Raw genomic sequence first — 26,724 nt, forward strand, 5'->3', positions numbered from 1 at the left:
TTCCATGACTAATCTGGCACTCTTTGACCTCGATCACACGCTGATCCCCACCGATAGCGACCACGAATGGGGTCGCTTCATGGTGAAGCTCGGCATCGTCGACGCGGAAAGCTTCTCGCGTCAGAACGACCAGTTCTTCGCCGACTACAAGGCCGGCAAGCTCGACATCCACGCGTACCTGTGCGCGATGCTCACGCCGCTCGCGAAGTATTCGCGCGCGCAACTGGCCGAATGGCACGAGCAGTACATGCACGAGGTGATCCGCCCCGCGATGACGCCCGCCGCGCTCGAACTCGTGCGCAAGCACGTCGATGCCGGCGACCTGTGCTGCGTCGTGACGGCCACCAACGAATTCATCACGCGTCCGATCGCGACCGCGTTCGGCGTCGACACGCTGATCGCGTGCGAGGTCGAAACGACCGACGGGCATCCCGACTCGCCGTACACGGGCCGGCCGACCGGCACGCCGAGCTATCGCGAAGGCAAGATCGTGCGCACCGAAGCATGGCTCGCATCGCTCGGAAAGCACTGGGACGACTTCGAACATAGCTACTTCTACAGCGACTCGCACAACGACATCCCGCTGCTCGAGAAAGTCACCGACCCGATCGCGACCAACCCTGACGACACGCTGCGTGCGCATGCAAGCACCCGCGGCTGGCGTATCCTCGATCTCTTCTGAACGTCGTGATCAAAAAATTCATCCGCAAGCTGCTCGGCCAGGACGAAACCGAGCAAACGCCTCCCGCCGCGGCCCCGGCCGACGAAGCGGCCCCAGCCGCCCCGCGCGCCCCGAAGGGCGCCCGCGGCGGCGCGAAGAAACCGCGCAGCAACCATGAGCCGACCGTCGTGCCGGCCAGCGTGCACGGCATCAACCCGGCGCTGATCTCGAAGAACGCGGTGCGCGTGACCGACACGCTGCAGCAGGCGGGCTTTCGTGCATTCATCGTCGGCGGCGCGGTGCGCGACCTGCTGCTCGGCATCGCGCCGAAGGACTTCGACGTCGCGACCGACGCGACGCCGACCGAGGTGCAGCGCCTGTTCCGCCGCGCGCGCCTGATCGGCCGCCGCTTCCAGATCGTGCACGTGCAGTTCGGCCAGGAGCTGATCGAGGTGTCGACGTTCCGCGCGCTGGTCGACGCGCCGCCCGAGGCGGCCGCGGCTGCGGCCGAGCCGCCGAGGCGCCTGAAGCGCGACGAACTCGATCGCCGCACGCACGCGGTCGACGCGAGCGGCCGCGTACTGCGCGACAACGTGTGGGGCGAGCAGCACGAGGACGCCGCGCGCCGCGACTTCACGATCAACGCGATGTACTACGACCCGTCGACGCAGACGGTGCTCGACTACCACGACGGGATGGCCGACGTACGCGCCCGCCTGTTGCGGATGATCGGCGATCCGGCCACGCGCTTTCGCGAGGATCCGGTGCGGATGCTGCGCGTCGTGCGCTTCGCGGCGAAGCTCGATTTCGAGATCGAGCCGCATACGCGCGAGCCGATCCACGCGCTCGCCGACCTGATCAACAACGTGCCGGCCGCACGCCTGTTCGACGAAATGCTGAAGCTGCTGCTGTCGGGCCACGCACTCGCGTGCCTGAAGAAGCTGCGCAAGGAAGGCCTGCATCACGGGCTGCTGCCGCTGCTCGACGTCGTGCTCGAACAGCCGCAGGGCGAGAAGTTCATCACGCTCGCGCTGAACAACACCGACGCGCGCGTGCGCGCCGGCAAGCCGGTGTCGCCGGGCTTCCTGTTCGCGACGCTGCTGTGGCACGACATGCGCCAGCGCTTCGAGCAATACACGGCCGAGGGCGAAATCCCGGTGCCGGCGCTGCATCGCGCGATGGACGACGTGCTCGACATGCAGACCGAGAAACTCGCGATCCACAAGCGCTACTCGGCCGACATGCGCGAGATCTGGGGCCTGCAACTGCGCCTCGAGAAACGCTCGGGCCGCAGCGCGATGCGGCTGCTGGAACACCAAAGGTTTAGAGCGGGGTATGATTTCCTCCTGTTACGCTGCGAATCCGGCGAGCTCGATGCGGAAGTCGGACAGTGGTGGACGGATTTCATCGAAGGCGACGCGGCCGCTCGCGAGGCATTGCTCACGCAGGGCGGCTCGAAGGAAAAATCGCCCCGCAAGCGGCGGCGCCGCGGCGGTGCGCGAAACCGCAAGCCGGGTGAAGGTGCCGCCGAGCAGGCGCCGGATACCGCGGGCGGGTCCGACGACTGACGCGCCCGCCGGCGAACGACGTAGGAAGTGATGCCATGACGGTTGCATATATCGGACTGGGGGCGAATCTCGGCGATGCGCGCCAGACCTTGAAGGACGCGGTGGTGTGCCTCGCGCAGCAGCGCACCATCTCGATCCTCGGCAAATCGAGCCTGTATCGCACGGCGCCGTTCGAAGCGGGCGGCGACGACTACTACAACTGCGTCGTCAAGCTCGACACGACGCTGTCGGCCCGCGAGCTGCTCGCGCTTTGCCAGAAGATCGAACATCACTTCGGCCGCGAGCGTCCGTATCGCAATGCGCCGCGCACGCTCGACCTCGACATCCTGCTGTTCGGCGCCGATTCGATCGACGAACCCGACCTGATCGTCCCCCACCCGCGCCTTACCGACCGCGCGTTCGCGCTCGTGCCGCTCGTCGAGATCGAGCCGGCGCTCGACATCCCCGCGCGCGGCCGTGCCGACGCCTTTCTCGCCGCCGTCGCCGATCAGCGCGTCGAAAAGGTGCAGACCTGCCAGTGCCCGATGCAGAAGGCGCTCGCGGCCGGCGCAGACGCCGACAAGACCCGCTGCCGATGAACTCGACTCCGCTGACCGTCACCGCGCCCGACCTGCGCGCCCCGCACCGCTATCTCGTGATCGAAGGCCCGATCGGCGTCGGCAAGACGACGCTCGCGCGCCTGCTCGGCGAGCGCTGGTCGATGCAGGCGCTGCTCGAGCGCCCGCAGGACAACCCGTTCCTCGAACGCTTCTACCGCGACACCGCGCGCTACGCGCTGCCCGTCCAGTTGTCGTTCGCGCTGCAGCGCGCGCAGCAGGCGCGCGAGCTGATCGGCGCGCTCGACACCGGCCGCCCGGTCATCGCCGATTTCATGCCGCAGAAGAACGACATCTTCGCGCGGCTGAACCTGCCGGAAGACGAATGGCAACTGTATCGCTCGGTCGCCACGCACGTCGACGTGCCGCAGGCGCCGTCGCCCGACCTCGTCGTCTATCTGCAGGCCAGCCCCGAAGTGCTGTTCTCGCGCATTCAGAAGCGCGGGCTGCCGATGGAGCTGCAGATCAGCGATGCGTACCTGCGCTCGCTCGTCGACGCGTACAACGAATTCTTCTACCACTACGACCGCACGCCGGTGCTGACGGTCGCAGCCGAGCACCTGAACCCGCTGGATTCCCCCGAAGACCTTGCCCTGCTGGTCGAGCGCATCGAGACGATGCGCGGCCGCAAGGAATTCTTCGTCAAGGGCGAGACGACGCGCTGACGCGTCCCCGCCTGTCGTTCTTCCCCACCGACCCGGATTTCCCATGACCTATCTCCAGGAATCGAGCCGGCCTGCCGTGACCGTACCCAAGCTGCAGGCAATGCGCGATGCCGGCGAGAAGATCGCGATGCTGACCTGCTACGACGCGAGCTTTTCCGCGCTGCTCGATCGCGCCGGCACCGACGTGCTGCTGATCGGCGATTCGCTCGGCAACGTGCTGCAGGGCCACACGACCACGCTGCCCGTGTCGCTCGACGACATCGCGTACCACACCGCCTGTGTCGCGCGGGCTCAACCGCGCGCGCTGGTCGTCGCCGATCTGCCGTTCGGCACGTACGGAACGCCGGCCGACGCGTTCGCGAACGCGGTCAAGCTGATGCGCGCGGGCGCGCAGATGGTGAAGCTCGAAGGCGGCGAATGGCTCGCCGATACGATCCGCTTCCTCGTCGAACGCTCGGTGCCCGTGTGCGCGCACCTCGGCCTCACGCCGCAATCGGTGCATGCGTTCGGCGGCTTCAAGGTCCAGGGCAAGACCGAAGCCGGCGCCGCGCAACTGCTGCGCGACGCGCGCGCGATCGAGGATGCCGGCGCGCAGCTCGTCGTGCTCGAAGCCGTGCCGACGCTCGTCGCGGCCGAAGTCACGCACATGCTGAAGATTCCGACGATCGGCATCGGCGCGGGCGTCGACTGCTCGGGGCAGGTGCTCGTGCTGCACGACATGCTCGGCGTGTTCCCCGGCAAGCGGCCGCGTTTCGTGAAGGATTTCATGCAGGGGCAGCCGAACATTCAGACGGCCGTCGAAGCGTACGTACGCGCCGTGAAGGACGGCACGTTCCCGGGCCCGGAGCATTCGTTCTGATTTCGGACGAGATGGCGGCTCGATGCGAAGGCAAAGGCCGCCACCTGCTCGACGACACCCGTCGTTCGATTTGGCAGCACTGCATTTTCAAACACGTCCTATATCCGTAGGCCTTCGTTGCGGAGACCATTGCGCTTCCATCATTCCATGGAGGCGAAATGTCCCACGTATACGAACGCGCAGCCCACTTGGCCGGCGAACCACTACAAGGCGATGGTGAGTGCGTTGCGCTCGTGAAGGTCCATACCAAAGTGGGCGCGACCTCCGGGTGGCGACCGGAAAAGACGGTAAAGGGCGATTCGACCATTCGTCCGGGCACGGTCATCGCGACTTTCGAGAACGAGCGTTATCCGAACAAATCGTACGGCAACCATGCGGCGTTCTATCTGAGTCAGGATTCGAAAGGCATCTACGTCATCGAACAATGGCGCAGTCTGTCGAAAATCCGGAAACGGCACATCCGGTTCCAGGGCAAGGACAGAAACGGTCGCTATATCGATCCGAGCAACAACGCCGATGCGTTCTCGGTGGTGCGATGACGATGGCACTCGCCCGTTTTCCAGCCCATGCGGCGCTCGCCGCGTTGCTGACAGCTAGTTGCATCTCGTCGGCGTACGCCACTTTGGCGCCTGTTCAGTGTCCGGCCCGCCTGGCGGTTTCACAGACGGTCACAGGTCCCGCGCCCGACGGCTGGCGCCCTTACGATTCACAGAAGGCACATCCGCTGATCGGCGTGTCGTTTTGGTCCGGGCCGCCCGATCAACTCGCCATGCTCGCCCCATCGAGCGGCGTCAAACGGCGCGATATGCTCGTCAACACGTGGCCACTCGCGGCAGCCGAAACCGATTACTGGGTGAGTTGCGAGTATTTCGACACGGCCGCGATCATTGCCCGTCCGCTGGGCACTGCCGCGCGAACCTGCACGGTCCGCTACGACGCGAAGCGGACGCCGCCGAAGATGATCGACTGGCACTGCGGGTGAGGGTGCAGCGGAAGGTGAAGACAATGTCGACGCCCGCTCGAGAACATCTATCACGCGTCGTACACATCGCAATTCCATACGCGTCCCATATTCGCATGGCAATCAAGAGACGATGAATTGCATTCAAGGGCAAGGACAAAACTGGCCGTTACATCGATCCAAGCAACAATGCCGATGCATTTTCGGTGGTGAAATGATGATGTTCATCCGCCAAACGCCGTACCGGCTGCTCACCATTACCGCGTTCGCATTCAGTTCGCTCATCGTCTTACCCGTATTCGCCGCCACTGCAGATTGCCCCGCACGCCTTGCCGTCACCCAGCAGCTCGACGGTCAACCACCCGATGGCTGGAAAAACTTCGACACGCGACGCACCTATCCGCTTGCCGGCGTCACCTTCTGGTCGGGGCCGCCGGACCGGATAATGTCATTGCTGCCGAATCGCTCGCGCACCGAGCCCAAAAGCGATATTTATACTTGGTTGCTGGCTGAAGATCGCGAAGACTACTGGATCTCGTGCAACTACAGCAATACAAGCGTCGTGATCGCACGGCCACTCGGCAAATATGCGCAAACTTGCGTTGTGCGCTACGAACGAGGACGCCCCATCGTACAAACCTGGCAATGTACGCCACGAAAGTAATCCGCTCAGGCCGATGCGCAGTCGCGAATCAGCCGCGCCGTCATCGGCCCGCGTAACGCATTGCAGATCATCAACGCGTCTGCGTTCAGCACATCGTCGAGCGTCAGCGCGCGCTCCGTTGCGTTTAGCGCCGGATCGTCCAGCAGCACGCCGCGCATCACGCCCGGCAGCACGCCGCTCGCGAGCGGCGGCGTCACCCATTGCCCGTCGAGCTTCACGAACAGGTTCGAGCGCCCGCCTTCCGTCACCTCGCCGCGCTCGTTGACGAACAGCATGTCGAATCCGCCGAGTGCTTCGGCCGCCTGCCACGCGCGGTCGTATTCGGCACGGCGCGTGGTCTTGTGCAGCAGCAGCGCGTCGCTCGCGCAGGTCGGCGCAAAGCCGTGCTCGGACGCGAGCATCACGCTAACCGGCCCGGTGGGCAGCGCCTTCAGCGGTGCGGCCGTGATGTCGAACGCGCCGTCCTTCGCGAGCGCGAGCTTCATCCGGTATGGACTGTCACCGTCGAGCGCCGCGCAGCGTGCATCGATCTCGCGATGCAACGTGTCGGCGTCGAAGCGGAAGCCGAACGCATCGGCACTGCGCTGCAGCCGCGCGAGATGGCGCTCCAGATGCCGGATGCCGCCCGCGCGCGTCGCGGCGGTCGTTTCGAACAACTGGAAGCCGGGGTCGGCATCGGTCAGGAATCGCGCTTTCAATTCGCACTCCGCATATTCGTCGGCCGCGACGCTGTCGAGCACGATGCCCGCGCCCACGCCCATCGTGCCGCGCCGCCGGCCGGTCGCGGCGATGCCCGTGCCGTCCGCGTCATTATCGACGCCAGCCGCATCGAGCGTCAGCGTCCGGATCGCGACCGACAGGCAGAAATCGCCGCAGGACGCCGCACGGCCCGGCGACGCACCGGCCCCATCAACCTGTCGCGCGGCGCCGTGGCTCGCCGACGGAACGTCTTGCGCGACGTCCTCCACGGCGCCGTCCCGCGGCGCATCGAGCCACCCGATCGCGCCCGTATAGAGCCCGCGCGGCGTCGACTCGATCGCGTCGATCAATTCCATCGTCTTGTACTTCGGCGCACCGGTGATCGACCCGCACGGAAACAGCGCGCGCAGCATCTGCGCGAACGTCGTGCCGTCGCGCCAGCCGGCTTCGACCGTCGACGTCATCTGCCACACCGACGCATACGGCTCGACGGAGAACAGCGCCGGCACCTTGACGCTGCCCGTGCGCGCGATCCGCGACACGTCGTTGCGCAGCAGGTCGACGATCATCACGTTTTCCGCTCGGTTCTTCGGATCGCTCGCGAGGAACGCGGCGGCCGCCGCATCGTCGCGCGGATCGGCCGAACGCGGCGCGGTGCCCTTCATCGGCCGCGCGCGCAGCACGTCGCCCTGCTTCTCGACGAACAGCTCGGGCGAGCACGACACGACCCACGCGCCGCCGGGCAGCGCGATCAGCGCGCCGTACCGCACAGGCTGGCGCGCGCGCAGCCGCCGGTACAGCGCGAGCGGCGTGCCGAACACGTCGAAATTCAGCCGGTACGTGTAGTTGACCTGATACGAATCGCCTGCGCGCAGCGCGTCCTGCACCGCGCCGATCGCCGCGTCGAACGCGTCGCGCGACACGCTCTTCGCGACGTGCGCGACACCGGCGATCGACGGCGGGCCGCCGCCATCCTGCTGTGCGAGCCACGCGTCGACTTCGTCGCGCGACAGCCGCTCGCAGTGCGCATACAGCAAAAAGCGCAGCGGGGCATCGCCCGGCTGCGCCTTTTGCAGGTTGCGTCCGAATTCGTAATCGCCGACGACGACCGCATGCAGCCCGTCGCGCAGATCCCGCGCGAGCGCCGCATCGATGGCGTCGAGCTGCGCCGGGTGCGTGCACACGCGTTCGCGCACGAAGCCCGAATACAAACGACTCGACCGCGCGGACGCGGTCGAGTCGCAATCGTCCAAGAGCGCGAACGACGCGCTCTCGTTGCCTTCAGTCATGCCCGTTACTCGAAGAAGCTCTTCACCCGGTCGAACCAGCTCTTGCTCTGCGGGCTGTGACGCGCGCCGCCTTCGGCCAGCGACTTCTCGAACTGCTTGAGCAGGTCGCGCTGCTGGTCGGTCAGCTTCACGGGCGTCTCGACCTGCACGTGCACGTACAGATCGCCCGCGATGCTCGAACGCAGCCCCTTGATGCCCTTGCCGCGCAGGCGGAACGTCTTGCCCGACTGCGTGCCTTCCGGCACCGGGAACGACGCACGGCCGGCCAGCGTCGGCACCTCGATCTCGCCGCCGAGTGCGGCGGTCGTGAACGGAATCGGCATCTGGCAATGGAGATCGTCGCCGTCGCGCTCGAACACCGAGTGCGGCTTGATGTGGATCTCGACGTACAGGTCGCCCGGCGGCCCGCCGTTGATGCCCGGCTCGCCGTTGCCGGCCGAGCGGATCCGCATCCCGTCGTCGATCCCGGCCGGAATCTTCACTTCGAGCGTCTTGGTTTCCTTCACCTTGCCCGACCCGTGGCAATGCGCGCACGGCTCGGGGATGTAGGTGCCGGTGCCATGACACTTCGGGCAGGTCTGCTGGATGCTGAAGAAGCCCTGCGACATGCGCACCGTGCCCTGGCCGTGACAGGTCGGGCAGGTTTCCGGCTTCGTGCCGGGCTTCGCACCCGAGCCGTGGCAGACTTCGCACGACACCCAGCTCGGCACGCGGATCTGCGTGTCGTAGCCGTGCGCGGCCTGCTCGAGCGTGATTTCCATGCTGTAGCGCAGGTCGGCGCCGCGATACACCTGCGGGCCGCCGCGGCCGCCGCGCGCGGCACCGCCCGCGGCCTGGCCGAAGATGTCGCCGAAGATGTCGCCGAACGCATCCGCGAAGCCGCCGAAGCCCTGCGCGCCCGCACCGCCCATGTTCGGATCGACGCCCGCGTGGCCGTACTGGTCATACGCGGCCCGCTTCTGGCCATCCGACAGCATTTCATAGGCTTCCTTCGCCTCCTTGAAATGCTCTTCCGCATCCTTGCTGTCCGGATTGCGGTCAGGGTGATACTTCATCGCAAGCTTGCGATATGCCTTCTTGATTTCGTCGTCGCTCGCATTCTTCGCGACGCCCAGAACCTCGTAGTAATCCCGTTTCGCCATATCGATTCACTGTGCCGCCACGCATCGCGCACGCGGCGGCTCCTTTCGCCCGCAGTAAAGTCTCTCGACTCGTCTGGCGCTGCACCGTCCGCGGACGGCTCGCGCAGCACCCGCCAAAAAACAAATGTGCCCGGAGGGCCGCAAGGCCCGCCAGGCGTGGAGTCGATCCGGCCATCCGGAAGGAAAGACAGACCGCTTTTCAGCCGCTGGTCAGTCGCGCCGCGCGCGTTTTTGCGCGCGCGGCATGCGGTGCCATTGCAACCTGGCTTAGTCCTTCTTCACTTCCTTGAACTCGGCGTCGACGACGTCGTCGGCAGCCTGTTGCGCACCGCCCGCGTGGGCCGCGCCTTCCGCCGCACCGGCCGCGCCGGCCGCACCAGCCTGCTGGGCCTGCATGTCGGCATACATCTTCTCGCCGAGCTTCTGCGAGACCTTGCCGAGCTCCTCGACCTTCGCGTCGATCGCGGCCTTGTCGGCCGACGTGTCCTTCAGCACGTCCTCGAGCGACTTCAGCGCCGCTTCGATCGCTTCCTTCTCGCCCGCATCCAGCTTGTCGCCGTACTCGGTCAGCGCCTTCTTCGTGCTGTGAACCAGCGCGTCGCCCTGGTTGCGCGAATCGGCCAGCTCGCGCAGCTTGTGGTCTTCCGCTGCGTTCGCTTCCGCGTCCTTGATCATCTGATCGATTTCAGCCTCGGACAGGCCCGAGTTCGCCTTGATCGTGATCTTGTTTTCCTTGCCGGTCGCCTTGTCCTTCGCGCCGACGTGCAGGATGCCGTTCGCGTCGATGTCGAAGGTCACTTCGATCTGCGGCACGCCGCGCGGGGCCGGCGGAATGCCTTCGAGGTTGAACTCGCCGAGCAGCTTGTTGCCCGCCGCCATTTCGCGTTCGCCCTGGAACACCTTGATCGTTACGGCCGACTGGTTGTCGTCCGCCGTCGAATACACCTGGGCGTGCTTCGTCGGGATCGTCGTGTTCTTGTTGATCATCTTCGTCATCACGCCGCCGAGCGTCTCGATACCGAGCGACAGCGGGGTCACGTCGAGCAGCAGCACGTCCTTGCGGTCGCCCGACAGCACCTGGCCCTGGATCGCCGCGCCAACCGCGACGGCTTCGTCCGGGTTCACGTCACGGCGCGGGTCCTTGCCGAAGAACTCCTTCACCTTCTCCTGCACCTTCGGCATGCGGGTCTGGCCGCCGACCAGGATCACGTCGTCGATGTCCGACACCTTGACGCCTGCGTCCTTGATCGCGATGCGGCACGGTTCGATCGTGCGCTCGACGAGGTCTTCCACCAGCGCTTCCAGCTTCGCGCGGGTGATCTTCAGGTTCAAGTGCTTCGGGCCCGACGCGTCCGCCGTGATGTACGGCAGGTTGATTTCGGTCTGCTGGCTCGACGACAGCTCGATCTTCGCCTTTTCGGCGGCTTCCTTCAGGCGCTGCAGCGCGAGCACGTCCTTCGACAGGTCGACGCCCTGCTCCTTCTTGAACTCGCCGATGATGTAATCGATGATGCGCTGATCGAAGTCTTCGCCGCCGAGGAACGTGTCGCCGTTGGTCGACAGCACTTCGAACTGCATTTCGCCGTCGACGTCCGCGATCTCGATGATCGACACGTCGAACGTGCCGCCGCCGAGGTCATACACGGCGATCTTGCGGTCGCCCTTCTCGGCCTTGTCGAGACCGAACGCGAGCGCGGCCGCGGTCGGCTCGTTGATGATCCGCTTGACTTCGAGGCCCGCGATGCGGCCGGCGTCCTTGGTCGCCTGGCGCTGGCTGTCGTTGAAGTACGCCGGCACCGTGATCACGGCTTCCGTGACCGGCTCGCCGAGGTAGTCTTCGGCCGTCTTCTTCATCTTGCGCAGCACTTCGGCCGACACCTGCGGCGGCGCGAGCTTTTCGCCGTGCGCTTCGACCCATGCGTCGCCGTTGTCGGCCTTGATGATCGCATACGGCATCAGGCCGATGTCCTTCTGGACTTCCTTCTCTTCGAAGCGGCGGCCGATCAGGCGCTTCACCGCGAACAGCGTGTTCTTCGGGTTGGTCACCGACTGGCGCTTGGCCGGCGCGCCGACGAGCACTTCGTTGTCGTCCATGTACGCGATGATCGACGGCGTGGTGCGAGCGCCTTCCGAGTTCTCGATGACCTTGACCTGGTTGCCTTCCATGATGGCGACGCACGAGTTCGTGGTGCCGAGGTCAATACCGATGATCTTTCCCATTTTTTCCTAATCTCCAGAAATGCTTGTTTGCTGCGCGAAACGCCGCGTTTTTGGGCGGTTTCGCACGCCAGAATTCAACTCTGTTCCCGAAATGCGTCCGCCCGATCCGTTTTCAAGACCCGACGAGCGATGCGGATATTAAATTTTTTCAATCGCCGCCGGCCAGCGGATCGTGTGGGCCGGTGCCCTCGCGGGACGGGGCACCGGCCGCCGCGGCACCGGCCGCCGCGCCGATCTTCGCGCGTGCCGCCGCAACCGCTGCCTGGAACTGCGCGAGACCATGCCAGCCCGTCGCGCGGCCCAGCCGCTTGCCGCGGTGGAAGAAGAACCACGTCGGCACGCCGTGCAGCCCGAAGCGGCGCCCCAGCTGATGGTGCTCGTACACGTTGCAATGGAACCACTTCAGGCCCAGCGCGCGGATCGCGTCGGGCTGGGCGAGCATCGCCTTCTTCGCGATCTCGCAGTTGAAGCAGTCGACGCCCCAGAAGAACACCACGGCCAGCGCATCGCCCGCGCCGTCGACGGCCGCGTCGAACGTGCCGGCGTCGAGCGCCTGCATGTCGAACGCGTCGAACGCGGCCGGATCGACGCCGGCGGGCACCATGTCGGCCGCCTTACTTCGGCTGCGCGACGGTGACGAGCGCCGGGCGCAGCACGCGGTCGGCGATCATGTAGCCCTTTTGCAGCACCGTGACGACGGTGTTCGGCTCCTGCTCGGCCGGCACCATCGAAATGGCCTGGTGCTGGTGCGGATCGAACTTCTCGCCGACCGGATTGATCGCGACGACGCGGCCCTTCTCGAGCGCGCTCGTCAACTGGCGCAGCGTGAGCTCGACGCCCTCGCGCACCTTCGCGATGTCGCCGGAGGTATCGTTGACGGCCGCTTCCAGGCTGTCCAGCACGGGCAGCAGGTGCTCCGCGAAGCTCTCGATCGCGAACTTGTGCGCTTTCGACACGTCGTCCTGCGCGCGGCGGCGCACGTTCTCGGTTTCGGCCTTCGCCCGCAGGAAGCTTTCCTGGAGCTCGGCGACCTTGGCTTGAGCCTCCGCGAGCGCCGCGTCGGCGGCTTCGGCGGCGGGTGCGGCGCCTTGCTCCGCCTGCTTCTCGCTGCCGATGTCTTCGGCCGATTGGGTAGCCGGGTTCTCTTGCGTGTTTTCCATGTCGCTGAAAGTCGATTAGAGGTTGAAGCCAAATCGGCAACCGCCGGACGTATACCCGGCGGCACCGCACATTACTGGTGCAAATAAGGGCGAAAACTGCGGTTTCAAGAGGGTTATTCGCCGGCATTCTCCAATGCCGCGAAACAACCGCGCGTCTGCAGGTGCAGGCGCCGCATCGTCCGCCGCGTCGGGCGAAACGGCCTGTAACAACGCTTACCCGGCAAGTACTAGCTGCACACAGGCCGGCTGCACTACACTCCACTCAAGCGTCGGAAAAGCGTGTTTACCCTAGCTGACCGCCGCGTGACCTTCCACCTGGCGCCGTTTTCACCCTTGTTCTCGAGGGGAGTACCGTGAAACTGACCTTTGCGATATCGGTGGTCGCGCTGGTACTCATTGCCGGCACCACCACCATCTGCCTGTCGGGGGCCGTCACCGACCGCACGACCGAATACGGCAGCGCGCGGGCGACGTTCGACCAGATGTTCAGCTCCCACCAGAAAATCTGTCGATGATGCGCCTGTCGCGCTTCGTCGGCCGGCCGTGCAATTCGGCCGCCGGCTCGCGATACGTCCGGCGCCGCTCCAGTTCGGCGAGCCGCGCGGCTCGCCCCGCAGCCGTTTCCTCGTAGAGCGTCTGCGCGACGCTCGCGGGCCCGCGCACGTCGCACACGCCCAGCACGGCAATGTGCCAGACGATGCCGTCGATCGCAATCTCGACCTCGTCGCCCACCCGTACGTCCTTCGCCGGCTTGACCGCCGCGCCGCCGATCTTCACGTGCCCCTTGTCGACCGCATCGGTCGCGAGCGAGCGCGTCTTGAAGAATCGGGCTGCCCACAGCCATTTGTCGATGCGCAGCTTCGCGCCCGGCTCCGTGGAAATCCTGTAGTTCATGCAAGCCTCCGCCGGGCCGCCGTGTGAAGGCTGACCGCCGCCCCAGGGAACGGCGAACAACGCGCGCGTGGGAATCGTTTCATCTCAATTGACCGGTTCGGGCTGCGCGGCCTTGACGGGCCAGCCCTGCAGATTTTCCGCGACGATCTCGCCGAGCGCGCCGATCCATGCGGAGGCACCGTTCAGGCACGGAATGCGGTGAAAGGTCTTGCCGCCGCCGGCGAGAAACTCGTCGCGCACTTCCATGCCGATTTCCTCGATCGTCTCGAGGCAATCGGCCGTGAAGCCGGGACAGAACACGTCGGCCCGCCGCACGCCGGCCTCGCCGAATTCGCGCAGGGTCGGCGCGGTATACGGCTGGAGCCATTCGGCCTTGCCGAAGCGCGACTGGAACGTGACGCGGCATTCGGTGGCCGACAGCCCGAGCGCGGCCATCAGCAACGCGCCCGTCTGCTGGCACTGGTCGTGATAGGGATCGCCGAGGTCGAGCGTGCGCTTCGGCACGCCGTGGAAACTCAGCACCAGCTTGTCGCCGGCCGCGAAATCGGGCCGGCCGTGCTGCGCCCAGTATTGGCGCACCTGCTCGGCCAGCGCGTGGATATAGGCCGGATGGTCGGCGTAGTGCCGCACCGTGCGCACTTCCGGCTGATTGCGCATGCGCGCGAGCGCGCCGAACGCGGCATCGAACGCGGTGGCGGTTGTCGACGCCGAGTATTGCGGATACATCGGCATCAGCAGCACGCGCTCGACGCCCGCGCGCTTGAACTGCGCGAGCGCGTGCGAAATGTTCGGACTGCCGTAGCGCATCGCGTAGTCGACCATCACGTGATAGCCGTTCGACGCGAGCAGGTGCCGCACGCTGTCGGTCTGGCGCTCGGTGTAGACACGCAGCGGCGAGCCCTCGGGCATCCAGACGGCCGCGTATTTCTTCGCGGACGCGCGGCCGCGCAGCGGCAGGATCAGCGTGCGCAGCAGCACCTGCCAGACGGCCTGCGGAATTTCGACGACCCGCGGATCCGACAGGAATTCGGCCAGGTAGCGCCGCACCGCGCGCGGGGTGGGCGCGTCGGGCGTGCCGAGATTGATCAGCAGCACACCGATGCGATGGGCAGCCGCGACGCTCGATGGCGGCTCAAGATCGAAACGCATGGGCAGGAACGTGCTCGGGGCACGCAGTCGGACGGCCCTCAATTATAGCGGGCCGCAGCGCTCGGGTCGGCTGGCCGTTCGGCCGACTGGCGGCGCGCGCGACGCCGCGGCACGATGGCGGGACGGCGTCGGAGCGGCGGCTACTGCTGGCTCAGCGTGAGCGACAGCAGGCGCGCGGTGATGTCGACGATCGGTATCACGCGGTTGTACGCCATGCGGGTCGGGCCGATCACGCCGAGCGTGCCGACGATCTTGCCGTTCACCTCGTAAGGGGCGGTCACGACGCTCATTTCCTCGATCGGCACGAGCGTCGATTCGCCGCCGATGAAGATCTGCACGCCCTGGGCGTGGCTCGACACGTCGAGCAGTTGCAGGAGGCCCGTCTTTTGGTCGAATACGTCGAACAGCTTGCGCAGCCGCGCCATGTCGGACGACAGGTCCGCCACCTCGAGCAGGTTGCGCTCGCCGGAAATCAGCACGGTGTCCTCGGTGTCGGGCACCTCGGTGCTGGCCGTCACGGCCGCGTGCATCAGCGTCGTCATGTCGCCGCGCAACTGGTCGATCTCGTCGCGCAGGCGGCGGCGCACCTCGTCGAACGACAGGCCGGCGAAATGTGCGTTGATGTAGTTGGATGCCTCGGTCAGCTGCGACGGCGAATAGTCGCGCGGCGTCGCGAGCATGCGGTTCTGCACGTCGCCCTCGGGCGTGACGATGATCAGCAGGATGCGCTTGTCGGACAGGCGCATGAATTCGATCTGCTTGAACACGTGGCTGCGACGCGGCGTCAGCACGACGCCCGCGAACTGCGACAGGTTCGACAGCACGCTCGCGGCGGCCGCCACCACCCGCTGCTGCGGCTCGCCGGCCTGCAGCGTGTTCTGCACCTGACGCGCGACGGCCTCCGCGTCGATCGGCGCCTCGACCGTCAGCATCGTGTCGACGAACAGCCGGTAGCCGCGCGGCGTCGGCACGCGGCCGGCCGACGTGTGCGGGCTCGACACGAGGCCGAGCTCCTCCAGGTCGGACATCACGTTGCGGATCGTCGCCGGGCTCAATTCGAGCCCGGAGTAACGGGACAACGTGCGCGATCCGACTGGCTGACCGTCGGCGATATACCGTTCGATCAGGGTTTTCAGGAGGGTTCGTGCGCGAGGATCTAGCATGGTGGAAAATTTTAGCGCAACCGCGCAAGCACGGCGAGTGGCGTCGGCCACCATTGCGCGGGCCGGCCCGATCCGGCCCCGTCGGCGCACGGGCGGTTCTTTTCGTCAACGAGCTATGGTGTAATGCCGGCATGAAAACCGGTAATCAGTTCAACACTGTCGCGCTCGTCGGCCGGAGCAACACGCCCGGCATCGCCGAGCCGCTCGCCACGCTGGCGGACAGCATTGCCACGCTCGGCTTCGAGGTCGTGTTCGAAGGCGATACCGCGCGGGAAATCGGCATCGCCGGCTACCCGGCGCTCACCCCGGCCGAAATCGGGGCACGAGCGGACGTGGCAATCGTGCTCGGCGGCGACGGCACGATGCTCGGCATCGGCCGCCAGCTTGCGCCGTACCGGACACCGCTGATCGGGATCAACCACGGGCGGCTCGGCTTCATCACCGACATCGCGGCCTCCGACATGCAGGCGCTCGTGCCCGTGATGCTGGCCGGCAAATTCGAGCGCGAGGAGCGCTCGCTGCTCGAGGCGCGGATCGTACGCGACGGCGAACCGATCTACCACGCGCTCGCGTTCAACGACGTCGTCGTGAACCGCAGCGGCTTCTCCGGGATGGTCGAGCTGCGTGCGTCGGTCGACGGCCGCTACATGTACAACCAGCGCTCGGACGGCCTGATCGTCGCGACGCCCACCGGCTCGACCGCGTATGCGCTGTCGTCGGCCGGCCCGATCCTCCATCCGCAGCTGGCGGGCATCGTGCTCGTGCCGATCGCGCCGCACGCGCTGTCGAACCGGCCGATCGTGCTGCCCGACGATTCGAAGATCGCGATCCAGATCGTCGGCGGCCGCGACGTCAACGTGAACTTCGACATGCAGTCGTTCACGTCGCTTGAGCTGAACGACACGATCGAGGTGCGCCGCTCGAAGCACACGGTGCCGTTCCTGCACCCGATCGGCTACAGCTACTACACGACGCTGCGCAAGAAGCTGCACTGGAACGAACACGCATCGAACGAAGACGACAAGGCGTCCTGACGCCGCTCCGCCCGACACCATGCTCCGCCACCTCTCGATCCGCGACTTCGTCATCGTCGCCGCGCTCGATCTCGAATTCGACAGCGGCTTTTCCGTCTTTTCAGGCGAAACCGGGGCCGGCAAGTCGATCCTGATCGACGCCCTCGCCCTCGCGCTCGGCGAACGCGCCGACGCGAGCGTCGTGCGCACCGGCTGCGGCCGCGCCGACATCACGGCCGAGTTCACGCCGCACGACCGTGTCGCGCGCTGGCTCGACGACCACGCGTTCGACGCCGAGGACACCGTGATGCTGCGCCGCGTGATCGACGCGAACGGCCGGTCGCGTGCGTTCATCAACGGCACCAGCGCGACGCTCGCCCAACTGCGCGAACTCGGCGAGATGCTCGTCGACATCCACGGCCAGCACGCGCACCAGTTGCTGATGCGGCCCGACGCGCAGCGCGAGCTGTTCGACACGCACGCGGGGCTCGTCGCCGATGCCGCGAACGTCGCGCGCGCGTGGCGCGTGTGGCGCGACGCGACGCAGGCGATCGACGCCGCGAAGGCGCACGAGCGCGAATTGCAACTCGAGCGCGAAAAGCTCGCGTGGCAGCTCGCCGAACTCGACAAGCTCGCGCCGCAAGCCGGCGAATGGGACGAAGTCAGCAACGAACACAAGCGCCTGTCGCATTCGGCGAACCTGATCGAAGGCGTGCGCGGCGCGCTCAACGCGCTGTCCGAGTCCGACGACGCGATGCTCGCGCAGCTCGGCGCGATCGTGTCGAAGCTGCGCAGCCTGGCCGACTACGACACCGCGCTCGGCGATGCGCTGGCATCGCTGGAGCCGGCCGAGATCCAGTTGCAGGAAGCCGTGTATTCGCTGTCGCACTATGCCCAGCGCGTCGATCTCGACCCGGAGCGGCTCGCGCAGGTCGAAACGCGGCTCGACGCGCTGCACTCGACCGCCCGCAAGTTCCGGCTGCCGCCCGACACGCTGCACGAGGAGCATGCGGCGCGCCGCGCGCAACTCGCCGCGCTCGACGCCGCCGCCGATCTCGGCGCGCTCGAAGCCGCGCAGGCCAAGGCGCGGGAAGCCTATCTCGCCGATGCGAAACGCCTGTCGAAGGCGCGCGCGCAGGCCGCGAAGGCGCTCGGCACGGCCGTCACGGCCGGCATGCAGGAACTGTCGATGGCAGGCGGCAGCTTCGAAGTCGCGCTCGTGCCGCTCGCCGACGGCGGCCCGCACGGGCTCGAGCAGGTCGAATTCCGCGTGGCCGGGCACGCGGGCGTGCCGCTGCGGCCGCTCGCGAAGGTCGCGTCGGGCGGCGAGCTCGCACGGATCAGCCTCGCGCTCGCGGTCATCGCCAGCGCCGCGAGCCCGACGCCGACGCTGATCTTCGACGAAGTCGATACGGGAATCGGCGGCGGCGTCGCCGAAGTGGTCGGCCGCCTGCTGCACCAGCTCGGGCGCGACCGCCAGGTGCTGTGCGTGACCCACCTGCCGCAGGTCGCCGCGCGCGGCGACCATCATTTCCAGGTGGCGAAGGGCGCCGACGAGCGCGGTGGCACGGTATCGACCGTTGTCGCGCTCGACCGCGCCAGCCGGATCGAGGAAGTCGCGCGGATGCTCGGCGGGCTCGAAATCACCGCGACCACACGCAAGCACGCGAAGGAAATGCTGGCGGCCTGACGCCGGCTCCACGTTGGTCCGGATGCGGAAAGACCGGCGCATGCGCCGGTCTTTTTTGTTACGGCAGGCCAGCCGCTCGATCGCGGCCGGCCTGCGCCGCCGATCGTACGCCGGATTCGAACGGGCGACTCAAACGCCCGTTTCGACCGCCCCGAACACGCGCGCCCACAGCGCCGTCACGGCCGCCCGCTCGTCGGCCACGAGGGCCGGATCGACGCGCGCCTTCTCCATCCCGTCGAGCCGCAGCTTGTGCTGCAGCTTGCGGTACTTGCGATACGCCGCGCCGACGCGCTCGGCCTCGTCCGCGCCCATCAGCCCGAAGCGCGCGACCTCGCGCAGCAGCGCGATATTGCCGGTATTGCGGATCAACTCGGCGTCGCTCGACGCGTGCAGCAGCACCCAGTACTGGACGATGAACTCGATGTCGACCATCCCGCCGCGATCGTGCTTCAGGTCGAACAGCCCGGTCTGGTTCGGGTGGCCGGCAAACACCTTGCCGCGCATGTCGACGATCTCCTTCGCGAGGATCGCCCCGTCGCGCGGCGTCGTCAGCACCTGCTGGCGGATCGCCTCGAAAGCCGCGCCGATCCGCGCGTCGCCCGCGCTGTAGCGGGCGCGCGTCAGCGCCTGGTGCTCCCACACCCACGCGGTGTTCGCGGCGTCGCCCTCGCGCAGTTGATAGCGGCGGAATGCGTCGAGATCGGTGACGAGCAACCCGGCCTCGCCGTTCGGCCGCAGCCGCAGGTCGATGTCGAACAGCGCGCCCGCGCCGGTCGCCGTCGTGAGCCACGTGATCAGGCGCCGCGTGAAGGTCGTGTAGACGTCCGCCGAACGCTCGTCCGGATCGTCGTACAGGAAGATCAGGTCGAGATCGGACGCATAGCCGAGCTCCTTGCCGCCCAGCTTGCCGTACGCGATCACCGCGAACATCGGCACGTCGCGATGGCGCTTCGCGAGCTGCGACCAGACGACTTCGATCGTCACGTCGAGCACCGCGTCGGCCAGCTCGGACAGCCGGTCGCTCACGTGCTCGACCGACAGTTGCCCGGCCAGGTCGATCAGCAGGATCCGGAACACCTCCGCGTGCTGCGCATGGCGCAGCAGGTCCATCTGCTGCTCGGGGCCGTCGGCCGCGGCGAGCCGCGCGCGCAGCGCCTCCTTGAACGCGGGCCAGTCGAACGGGCTCGCGATCGCCTCGTCGTCGAGCAGCTCGTCGAGCAGCTGCGGGTGGCGGATCAGGTAGCCGCCGCCCCAGCGCGTCGCGCCGAGCACCGACAGCACGCGGTCGAGCGCGGCCGGGTATTCGGTCAGCAGCGCGAGATAGACGCCGCGCCGGCTGACCGTCTCGAGCAGATCGAACAGGCGCACGATCGTCTCGTCGCGGCGCGCGGCGTCGATCGTCGGCGCGGCGTCGAGCGCGCGCTGCGCGACGCTGTCGAAGCGCTGCCGGCTCTTTTCCGGCAGCCCGGTATAGCGCGACGATTGCCAGATCGCGCGCAGCCGCGCGAGCACGGCGGCCGGATCGGCGAAGCCCAGGCCGTCGAGGCGCGCGACCAGCGCGTCGTCCTCGCCGTCGTCGGCCAGCGCGCCGCTCCAGATCCACGCGGCGGCCGTGTCGTCGCCGGCCGTGCATGGGCCGCCGCCCTTCACCTTGTCCGCGAAGATCTGGTCGAACTGCGCCTCGACGAAGTTCCGGTGCTCGTCCAGCACCGTCATCAGCGCCGCGTAGTCGGCAAACCCGAGCGACGCGGCCAGCGCCGCGCGCTCGTCGGGCTCGACCGGCATCGCGTGCGTCTGCGCGTCGTTGCGGTATTGCAGCCGGTGCTCGAGCGTGCGCAGGAAACGGTAGGCGTCGGTCAGGCGCGCGCATACGTCGTCGCCGATCAGCCCGCGCGCCTGCGCATGCCGCAGCACCGCGAGCGTCGGCCGCACGCGGAACTCCGCATCCTGGCCGCCGCGGATCAACTGGAACACCTGCGCGCTGAACTCGATCTCGCGGATCCCGCCGCGCCCGAGCTTGATGTCGTCGGCCTTGTCGGGCCGCATCGACGCCCGCCGCGCGGCTTCTTGCCGGATCTGCTGGTGCAGCGAACGGATCGCGCCGATCACGCCGAAATCAAGGTAGCGGCGATACACGAACGGCTTGACGATCGACTCGAGCTGCGCCGCGAGCCGCCGCGCCGCGTCGCTGTCGCCTTCCGACACGAGCCGCCCCTTGATCCACGCATAGCGCTCCCACTCGCGCCCCTGCACGTAAAAATATTCCTCGAGCATGCCGATGCTGCAGACGAGCGGCCCCGAATCGCCGTTCGGGCGCAGCCGCATGTCGACGCGAAACACGTAGCCGTCGGCCGTGACCTCGGACAGCACGCCGATCAAGCGCCGGCCGAGCCGCGTGAAGTATTCCTGCGTGGACAGCGGCGAACGCGTGCCGCCCGTCGTCTCGCCGTCGTCCTCGTAGACGAAGATCAGGTCGATGTCCGACGACACGTTCAGCTCGCGGCCGCCGAGCTTGCCCATCCCGACCACGCCGAGCACGACGCGCTGGCCGTCGGCGCCGCGCGGCTCGCCGTACAGCGCCTCGAGTTCGGCCGACAGCAGCGCGAGCGAACGCTGCACGGCCACTTCGGCGAGATCGGTCATCGCGCCCGTCACTTCGGCGACGTCCGCCAGCCCGCGCAGGTCGCGCTCCGCGACCGCGCCGAACGCCTCGGCCCGCAGTTGCCGCAGCGCGCGCTTCAGTTGCTCCTCGTCCGGCGCGGACGTGCCGGCCGGCGTCGCGAGCAGCTCGGTGAGGCGCGCGTCGAGCCGCGCGCGGCCGAGCGGCGCGGCCGCCCACGCGGCGATCTGCGCGGCCAGCGCGGGCCGGGCGGCCGCCGCGCGGGCAAGGTATCGGGAATAGGACGTGCTGAGCAGGGCGGAAGCGTCGGTCATCGAGAAGCGGGCCTGGCGGAAAGACCGGCGGGCAGCGGGCCGGCACGTGCGCGCCCCGCTGCCGACCGGCCCGAATGGACTCGGCGCGGCCGCGCCGGACGCGCGTGCGCCCGTCGCGACGCCGCGCGCCGGAAAGCCCGTGCCGTACGGCCCCCAACGGCCGCCGACACGAACCCGTGTGATACATTTCAACGTCAGTCTGCAAAACTACCATATCGCCGCCCGTCCGCCGCATGTCCGACCGTCAGGAATCCGCCGTAGCAGCGCCCGAAGCGGGACCTCCGAAGCACGATCATCCGGTCCTGCGTCGCGTGTTCAGGGTGACGCTGGCAGTCGGGATCGGCACCTACTTCGTCGCGTCCGGCGCGTTCCTCGGGCTGCGCTACGTGCTGCTGCCGCGCATCGACGAATACCGCCCGCGCATCGAGCGCGCCGTGTCCGACAAGCTCCACGCGCAGCTTTCGATCGGCAAGCTTTCCCCGAACTGGTCCGGCATGCAGCCGGGCGTCGAACTCACGAACCTGACGATCCGCGGCCGCGACGGCAAGGTCGCGCTATCGGTGCCGCACGCGACGGCCGCGCTGTCGTGGATGTCGCTGCTGCGGCTGTCGCCCGCGCTGTCGAGCCTGATCGTCGACCAGCCCGACCTCGTCGTCGCGCGTGCGGCCGACGGCTCGCTGAGCGTCGCGGGCGTCGGCGTGGCCACCACCCACGGCGGCAACGACACGTTCGGCACGTGGCTGCTGAAACAGGAGGCGATCGTGCTGCGCGGCGGCACGCTGCGCTGGCGCGACGCGCAGCACGATGCACCGGAGCTCGTGCTGTCGGGCATCCGGCTCGCGGTGCTCAACGACGGCCGCGTGCACAAGGCCGCGCTGCAGGCGCCCGCGAACGGCACGCTGCTGCTCGGCCCGCTCGATTTTCGCGCGCGCTTCAAGCACAAGCCGCTCGCGCCGATCGGCAAGCCGTCGAACTGGACCGGCGACGCGTACCTGTCGACCGGCCCGGTCGACCTGCAGACGCTCGCGCGCTACCTCGACATGCCGCTCACGATCCACGCGGGCCGGATCGACAACGCGATCTGGGCGACCTTCGGCGACGGCCACCTGCGCTCGGCGGGCGGCGATCTGCAAGGCGCCGACGTCGCGCTGCGCGTGCGCCCGACGCAGCCGCGGCTCGACGTGCCGACGGTCCGCTTCGGCTGGGACATGGCGCTCGATGCGGGCCAGGACTACACGCTGCACCTGACGCGCTTCAATGCGGAGCTCGGCCAGCCGCCGCTGCCGGACGGCACGCCGCTCGCCCGCTCGCTCGCGCTGTCGACGCTGACGGCACGCTACCGCGTGCCGACCGCGACCCAGGGACAACTGCTCAGCGTGGTCGGCGACCGCGTCGATCTCGGCATCCTCAGCGAATTCATCCGCGGGCTGCCGCTGCCGGCGCGCCTGCGCAACGAGCTGATCAAGATCGACCCGCGCGGGATGGTGTCGAACTATCACATCGAGGTCGAGCGCGCGAAACCCGCGCACGCCGATCTCGCCGACGAGGAGCGGCGCATGGGCGCCGCGCCGATCGTCCGCTACCGCTTCCTCGGCGATCTGCAAGGCATCAGCTTCGCCGCGCAGGAGCCGCCGCCCGGGCTCTCGCCGCGCGGTCACCCGCGCGCCGGCTGGCCGGGCGTCGAGAACCTGTGGGGCCGCGTCGATGCGAACGAGACCGGCGGCTCCGCGCATATCGACACGGTCAACGCGGCGGTCACCGTGCCCGGCGAATTCGACGAGCCGCGCCTGACGTTCGACCGGCTGCGCGGCAACGCCAAATGGACGATCACGCCCGCGCCCGGCGACAAGCACGCGCGCGTCGACGTGTCGCTGCCCGATCTGCTCGTGTCGAACCCCGATGCCGAAATCGCGGTGTCCGGCTCGTACACGAACCCCGGCCACGGCCGCGGCTCGCTCGACCTGCGCGCCGATTTCGCGCGCGCGTCGGTCGCGCGCATTCCGCGCTACCTGCCGACCGGGATGTCCGAGCACCTGCGCGACTATCTCGGCCATGCGCTGCAGGACGGCAAGGTGACCAAGGGCGCGTCGATCGTCGCACGCGGCCCGCTCGAGAAATTCCCGTTCGAACACGAGCCGGACGCCGGCGTGTTCCACATCGTCGCGCCGTTCACCGGCGGCCGCTTCGAGCCGACGCCGTACCCGCCGCGCAAGCTCGCGAACGGCACGCCGAGCGTCTGGCCGGCGCTCGACGGGATCGACGGCGTGTTCGAACTCGCGCAGAACAAGCTGCGTTTCGACATCGAGCGCGCGCGCTACAAGCGCGTCACGCTGACGAAGGTCGCGGGCCGCATCGACGATCTCGGCAATCCGTCGCACTCGCCGCTGATCATCGACGGCCATGCGCAGGGCCCGCTAGCCGACCTGATCGACTACGCGGACAACAGCTCGCTCGGCACGATGAGCGGCCACATCGGCCAGCGGATCGATGCGCAGGGGCCCGCGTCGCTCGCGCTCAAGATCACGATTCCGCAGCACGTCCCCCATCCGCACACGCACGTCGAAGGCGCGCTCGCGTTCGGCGGAAACACGCTGTCGACGAGCGGCGTGCCGCCGCTGTCGGCCCTGCGCGGCAGCGTCCGCTTCACCGAGGCCGGCGCGTCGCTGCACGGCCTGTCGGGGCGCTTCCTCGGCGGCCCGGTGCGCGCGAACGGCACATTCCGGTCGCACGGCCCGTACGCGGTGGACGTCGACGGCCGGCTCGCGCTCGACGCCGCGCGCGGCCTGAACCTGCACGGCGCGGCCGCCGCGCTGCTCGAACACGTGGTCGGCGACGCACCGTACCAGGTCGCCGTGCGCGGCGCGCCGGGCCGCCTGCCCGACGTCAGCGCGCAATCCGACCTGACGGGCGTCGCGCTGAACTTCCCGGCGCCGTTCGCGAAACCGGCCGGCACGCCGATGCCGTTCCGCTTCACGCTCCAGCCGGCGCCGCAGGCGGACGGCAAACGCCTCGAACACGCCGACCTGACGCTCGGCCCGGTGTCCGCGACCTACCTGCTCGACGCGACGCGCGGCCAGCCGCTGCGCGCGGTGCGCGGCGCGATGGGCATCCACCGGATGCCCGACATGCCGCAGGACGGCGTGAGCGCGGCCGTCGACGTCGCCGAGCTGGACGCCGACGCGTGGCTCGCGCTCGCCCACACGCTGCGGCCCGACACGCCGCGCGCGCCCGCGCCGCCGGCCGCGCCGCGCGTCGATTTCGCGAGCTTCGCGCCGAAGCGCTTCGCGTTCCATTTCGGCACGCTGAAGCTGCTCAAGCGCAACTGGGAGAACGTGATCGTCGGCGCGTCGCACGTCGACGATCTCTGGCAGGCGAACATCGCGTCGAACCAGGTGTCGGGCTACCTGTCGTGGGCGCCGGGCGGCGGCCACAACGGCGCGGGCGTGCTCAACGCGCGGCTCGCGAAGCTCGTCGTGCCGCAGAGTGCGCAGCACGATCTCGTCGGCCGCGCGATGAACCTGCCGACGCCGACCGACCGCCCGATGCCGTCGATCGACCTGATCGTCGACCAGGTCGTCGCGCGCGATCACGACATCGGCCGGCTCGTCGTGAACGCGCGCAACATCGACGAAGACGGCACGCCCGTGTGGCAGCTCGACAAGCTCGAACTGTCGAACCCGGCCGCGAAGCTCACGGCCACCGGCAACTGGCGCACGTCGCGCCGCGCGCTGGCCCGCGGCGCCGACGAAAACGACGCGCCGCGCCGCACCGTGTTCGACTTCAAGCTCGACATCGACAACGCGGGCGCGCTGCTCGACCGCGTCGGCCTGCCGCGCACGCTCGCGGACGGTCACGGCTCGGTCACGGGCAAGGTCGGCTGGCGCGGCGGCCCGACCGCGCTGGACTTCCCGTCGCTCGGCGGCCAGGTCGCGGTCGACCTCGAACACGGGAAGATCCTGAAGGTCGACCCGGGCGCGGCGAAACTGCTCGGCGTGCTGAGCCTGCAGAGCCTCGCGCGCTTCCTGACGCTGAACTTCCGCGACGTGGTCGGCAAGGGGCTGCCGTTCGACAAGATCACCGGTACCGGCCGGATTTCGAACGGGATCGCGCGCACCGACGACTTCTCGATGATGACGGGCCCCGCAAACGTCACCGTGCGCGGCGCGGTCGATCTCGGCACCGAGACGCAGGACCTGCATGCGCATGTCGCGCCGAAGATCAGCGCGGGCGCGGCCGCGATCGGGGCAGCCATCATCAACCCGCTGCTCGGCGTCGGCGTGCTGGCCGCGAACTACGCGCTGTCCGAAACGCTGTCGCACGCGTTCGCGCTCGACTACGCGATCACCGGCTCGTGGGCGCACCCGCACATCGAGCGGGTGCGGAGCGATCAGGGTAAGATGAATCACGGTCCGGCCGATGCATCGAGCCATTGAGCGCATATCGCGCCGCAGGGTGCCGGGCCGCACCCCATTTATGACGCAAGCGATTCCGCGATGACCGACCACGCCCGTTCCGCCACGCCCTTCCAGGTCGCCGCGCTGCAGATGGTGAGCGCGCCGGACGTCACCCGCAATCTCGCCGAAGCGCGGCGCCTGATCGCGGAGGCCGCCGGCGAAGGCGCGCAGCTCGTGCTGCTGCCCGAGTATTTCTGCTTCATGGGCCACCGCGACACCGACAAGCTCGCGCTCGCCGAACCGTACCGGGACGGCCCGATCCAGCAATTCCTCGCCGACGCCGCGCGCGACCACGGCATCTGGGTGATCGGCGGCACGCTGCCGCTGAAGGCGCCGCAGCCCGACCGCGTGCTGAACACGACGCTCGTGTTCGATCCGTCCGGCAACGAGACCGCGCGCTACGACAAGATCCACCTGTTCAACTTCGAGAAAGGCGACGAATCGTTCGACGAGGCGCGCACGATCCGCGCGGGCGACACGGTCGTCGCGTTCGACGCGCCGTTCGGGCGGGTCGGCCTGTCGGTCTGTTACGATCTGCGCTTTCCGGAGCTGTATCGCCGCATGGGCGACTGTGCGCTGATGGTCGTGCCGTCGGCGTTTACGTATACGACGGGCCGCGCGCACTGGGAAACGCTGCTGCGCGCGCGGGCCGTCGAGAATCAGTGCTACGTGCTCGCGGCCGCGCAGGGCGGCAAGCACGAGAACGGCCGGCGCACGTGGGGCCACAGCATGCTGATCGACCCGTGGGGCGAGATCGTCGCGGTGCGCGACGAGGGTGCGAGCGTCGTGCTCGGCACGCTCGATCCGCAACGCATCGCCGACGTACGCCAGAGCCTGCCCGCGTGGCGGCACCGCGTGCTGACCTGAATCCGCCGCACCGCTTGAAACGCCGCGCGGCCCACCCATCTGCCCGGCAGCACCCGACAACTTTTTTGAGAACTCC

At 68.1% G+C, this 26,724-nt stretch carries 23 protein-coding genes; 14 read left to right on the plus strand and 9 right to left on the minus strand.

The window, feature by feature from the left end; all coding sequences use genetic code 11:
* The first annotated feature begins 4 nt into the window (after positions 1 to 4).
* From LGM42_RS17165 to LGM42_RS17205, 9 genes are all read left to right on the plus strand, one after another.
* Complete coding sequence (locus tag LGM42_RS17165) at positions 5 to 682, plus strand: HAD family hydrolase (RefSeq protein ID WP_226232715.1); 678 nt, start codon at positions 5 to 7, stop codon at positions 680 to 682.
* 5 nt (positions 683 to 687) lie between these two features.
* Positions 688 to 2,229, plus strand: a complete 1,542-nt coding sequence (gene pcnB, locus LGM42_RS17170; protein WP_059642124.1) for a polynucleotide adenylyltransferase PcnB — start codon at positions 688 to 690, stop codon at positions 2,227 to 2,229.
* Between the two features lie 35 nt (positions 2,230 to 2,264).
* Positions 2,265 to 2,807, plus strand: a complete 543-nt coding sequence (gene folK / locus LGM42_RS17175) for a 2-amino-4-hydroxy-6-hydroxymethyldihydropteridine diphosphokinase (RefSeq protein ID WP_060312718.1) — start codon at positions 2,265 to 2,267, stop codon at positions 2,805 to 2,807.
* The gene (locus LGM42_RS17180) at positions 2,804 to 3,490 is read left to right on the plus strand and encodes a deoxynucleoside kinase (protein ID WP_059642128.1); all 687 of its coding nucleotides are present in this window, start codon (positions 2,804 to 2,806) and stop codon (positions 3,488 to 3,490) included. Before folK ends, LGM42_RS17180 begins: the two co-directional genes overlap by 4 nt.
* A gap of 43 nt (positions 3,491 to 3,533) precedes the next feature.
* On the plus strand, positions 3,534 to 4,349 hold the full coding sequence (panB, locus tag LGM42_RS17185) for a 3-methyl-2-oxobutanoate hydroxymethyltransferase (protein WP_060312717.1): 816 nt from the start codon (positions 3,534 to 3,536) through the stop codon (positions 4,347 to 4,349).
* Between the two features lie 158 nt (positions 4,350 to 4,507).
* On the plus strand, positions 4,508 to 4,888 hold the full coding sequence (locus tag LGM42_RS17190) for a BPSL0067 family protein (protein ID WP_060312716.1): 381 nt from the start codon (positions 4,508 to 4,510) through the stop codon (positions 4,886 to 4,888).
* Positions 4,885 to 5,331: an STY0301 family protein gene (locus LGM42_RS17195; protein WP_226232716.1), complete on the plus strand. Its 447-nt coding sequence runs from the start codon at positions 4,885 to 4,887 to the stop codon at positions 5,329 to 5,331. The genes LGM42_RS17190 and LGM42_RS17195 overlap by 4 nt, the downstream gene beginning before the upstream one ends.
* Before the next feature lie 152 nt (positions 5,332 to 5,483).
* A complete protein-coding gene (locus LGM42_RS33230) occupies positions 5,484 to 5,528 on the plus strand; it encodes a hypothetical protein (RefSeq protein WP_230961907.1) in 45 nt (14 codons plus the stop codon).
* Positions 5,525 to 5,974, plus strand: coding sequence for an STY0301 family protein (locus tag LGM42_RS17205; RefSeq protein WP_226232717.1), 450 nt, complete (start codon positions 5,525 to 5,527; stop codon positions 5,972 to 5,974). The genes LGM42_RS33230 and LGM42_RS17205 overlap by 4 nt, the downstream gene beginning before the upstream one ends.
* Positions 5,975 to 5,979: 5 nt before the next feature.
* Here LGM42_RS17205 and LGM42_RS17210 read toward each other — a convergent pair whose 3' ends face one another.
* From LGM42_RS17210 to grpE, 5 genes are all read right to left on the minus strand, one after another.
* The gene (locus LGM42_RS17210) at positions 5,980 to 7,962 is read right to left on the minus strand and encodes a chorismate-binding protein (protein WP_226232718.1); all 1,983 of its coding nucleotides are present in this window, start codon (positions 7,960 to 7,962) and stop codon (positions 5,980 to 5,982) included.
* A gap of 5 nt (positions 7,963 to 7,967) precedes the next feature.
* The gene (gene dnaJ / locus LGM42_RS17215) at positions 7,968 to 9,104 is read right to left on the minus strand and encodes a molecular chaperone DnaJ (RefSeq protein ID WP_006476837.1); all 1,137 of its coding nucleotides are present in this window, start codon (positions 9,102 to 9,104) and stop codon (positions 7,968 to 7,970) included.
* A gap of 267 nt (positions 9,105 to 9,371) precedes the next feature.
* A complete protein-coding gene (gene dnaK / locus LGM42_RS17220) occupies positions 9,372 to 11,324 on the minus strand; it encodes a molecular chaperone DnaK (protein ID WP_059574284.1) in 1,953 nt (650 codons plus the stop codon).
* Between the two features lie 148 nt (positions 11,325 to 11,472).
* A complete protein-coding gene (locus LGM42_RS17225; RefSeq protein WP_226232719.1) occupies positions 11,473 to 11,928 on the minus strand; it encodes a thioredoxin family protein in 456 nt (151 codons plus the stop codon).
* Positions 11,929 to 11,938: 10 nt separating this feature from the next.
* Positions 11,939 to 12,484, minus strand: coding sequence for a nucleotide exchange factor GrpE (gene grpE / locus LGM42_RS17230; RefSeq protein WP_059574286.1), 546 nt, complete (start codon positions 12,482 to 12,484; stop codon positions 11,939 to 11,941).
* A 353-nt stretch (positions 12,485 to 12,837) separates the two neighbouring features.
* On the opposite strand from grpE, the gene LGM42_RS17235 reads away from it, so the two are divergent.
* Entirely contained in the window at positions 12,838 to 12,999 is a 162-nt protein-coding gene (locus LGM42_RS17235) for a hypothetical protein (RefSeq protein ID WP_006476841.1), read from the plus strand.
* On the opposite strand, the gene LGM42_RS17240 is transcribed toward LGM42_RS17235, so the two are convergent.
* The 3 genes from LGM42_RS17240 to hrcA form a co-directional block, all read right to left on the minus strand.
* The gene (locus LGM42_RS17240; RefSeq protein ID WP_059574287.1) at positions 12,971 to 13,378 is read right to left on the minus strand and encodes an RNA-binding S4 domain-containing protein; all 408 of its coding nucleotides are present in this window, start codon (positions 13,376 to 13,378) and stop codon (positions 12,971 to 12,973) included. The two genes, LGM42_RS17235 and LGM42_RS17240, sit on opposite strands and share 29 nt — an antisense overlap.
* A gap of 84 nt (positions 13,379 to 13,462) precedes the next feature.
* A complete protein-coding gene (hemH, locus tag LGM42_RS17245) occupies positions 13,463 to 14,527 on the minus strand; it encodes a ferrochelatase (RefSeq protein ID WP_060312709.1) in 1,065 nt (354 codons plus the stop codon).
* 140 nt (positions 14,528 to 14,667) lie between these two features.
* Positions 14,668 to 15,690 carry a heat-inducible transcriptional repressor HrcA gene (hrcA, locus tag LGM42_RS17250; protein ID WP_059451324.1) on the minus strand — a complete coding sequence of 341 codons (1,023 nt, stop codon included), beginning with the start codon at positions 15,688 to 15,690 and terminating at the stop codon, positions 14,668 to 14,670.
* 131 nt (positions 15,691 to 15,821) lie between these two features.
* On the opposite strand from hrcA, the gene LGM42_RS17255 reads away from it, so the two are divergent.
* Both LGM42_RS17255 and recN read left to right on the plus strand, forming a co-directional pair.
* Positions 15,822 to 16,724 (plus strand): NAD kinase, encoded by a 903-nt coding sequence (locus LGM42_RS17255; RefSeq protein ID WP_006492558.1) that lies wholly within the window; start codon positions 15,822 to 15,824, stop codon positions 16,722 to 16,724.
* A 19-nt stretch (positions 16,725 to 16,743) separates the two neighbouring features.
* A complete protein-coding gene (gene recN / locus LGM42_RS17260) occupies positions 16,744 to 18,393 on the plus strand; it encodes a DNA repair protein RecN (protein WP_226232720.1) in 1,650 nt (549 codons plus the stop codon).
* A gap of 129 nt (positions 18,394 to 18,522) precedes the next feature.
* On the opposite strand, the gene glnE is transcribed toward recN, so the two are convergent.
* On the minus strand, positions 18,523 to 21,327 hold the full coding sequence (glnE, locus tag LGM42_RS17265; protein ID WP_059574290.1) for a bifunctional [glutamate--ammonia ligase]-adenylyl-L-tyrosine phosphorylase/[glutamate--ammonia-ligase] adenylyltransferase: 2,805 nt from the start codon (positions 21,325 to 21,327) through the stop codon (positions 18,523 to 18,525).
* 233 nt (positions 21,328 to 21,560) lie between these two features.
* Here glnE and LGM42_RS17270 point away from each other — a divergent pair, with 233 nt between their 5' ends.
* Both LGM42_RS17270 and LGM42_RS17275 read left to right on the plus strand, forming a co-directional pair.
* Positions 21,561 to 25,760: a YhdP family protein gene (locus LGM42_RS17270; RefSeq protein ID WP_059574291.1), complete on the plus strand. Its 4,200-nt coding sequence runs from the start codon at positions 21,561 to 21,563 to the stop codon at positions 25,758 to 25,760.
* A 60-nt stretch (positions 25,761 to 25,820) separates the two neighbouring features.
* On the plus strand, positions 25,821 to 26,648 hold the full coding sequence (locus tag LGM42_RS17275; protein ID WP_226232721.1) for a carbon-nitrogen hydrolase family protein: 828 nt from the start codon (positions 25,821 to 25,823) through the stop codon (positions 26,646 to 26,648).
* Positions 26,649 to 26,724: the final 76 nt, after the last annotated feature.

Origin of the sequence: Burkholderia sp. AU39826 (genome assembly GCF_020419965.1) — a bacterium.
Taxonomy (GTDB): Bacteria; Pseudomonadota; Gammaproteobacteria; order Burkholderiales; family Burkholderiaceae; genus Burkholderia; species Burkholderia semiarida.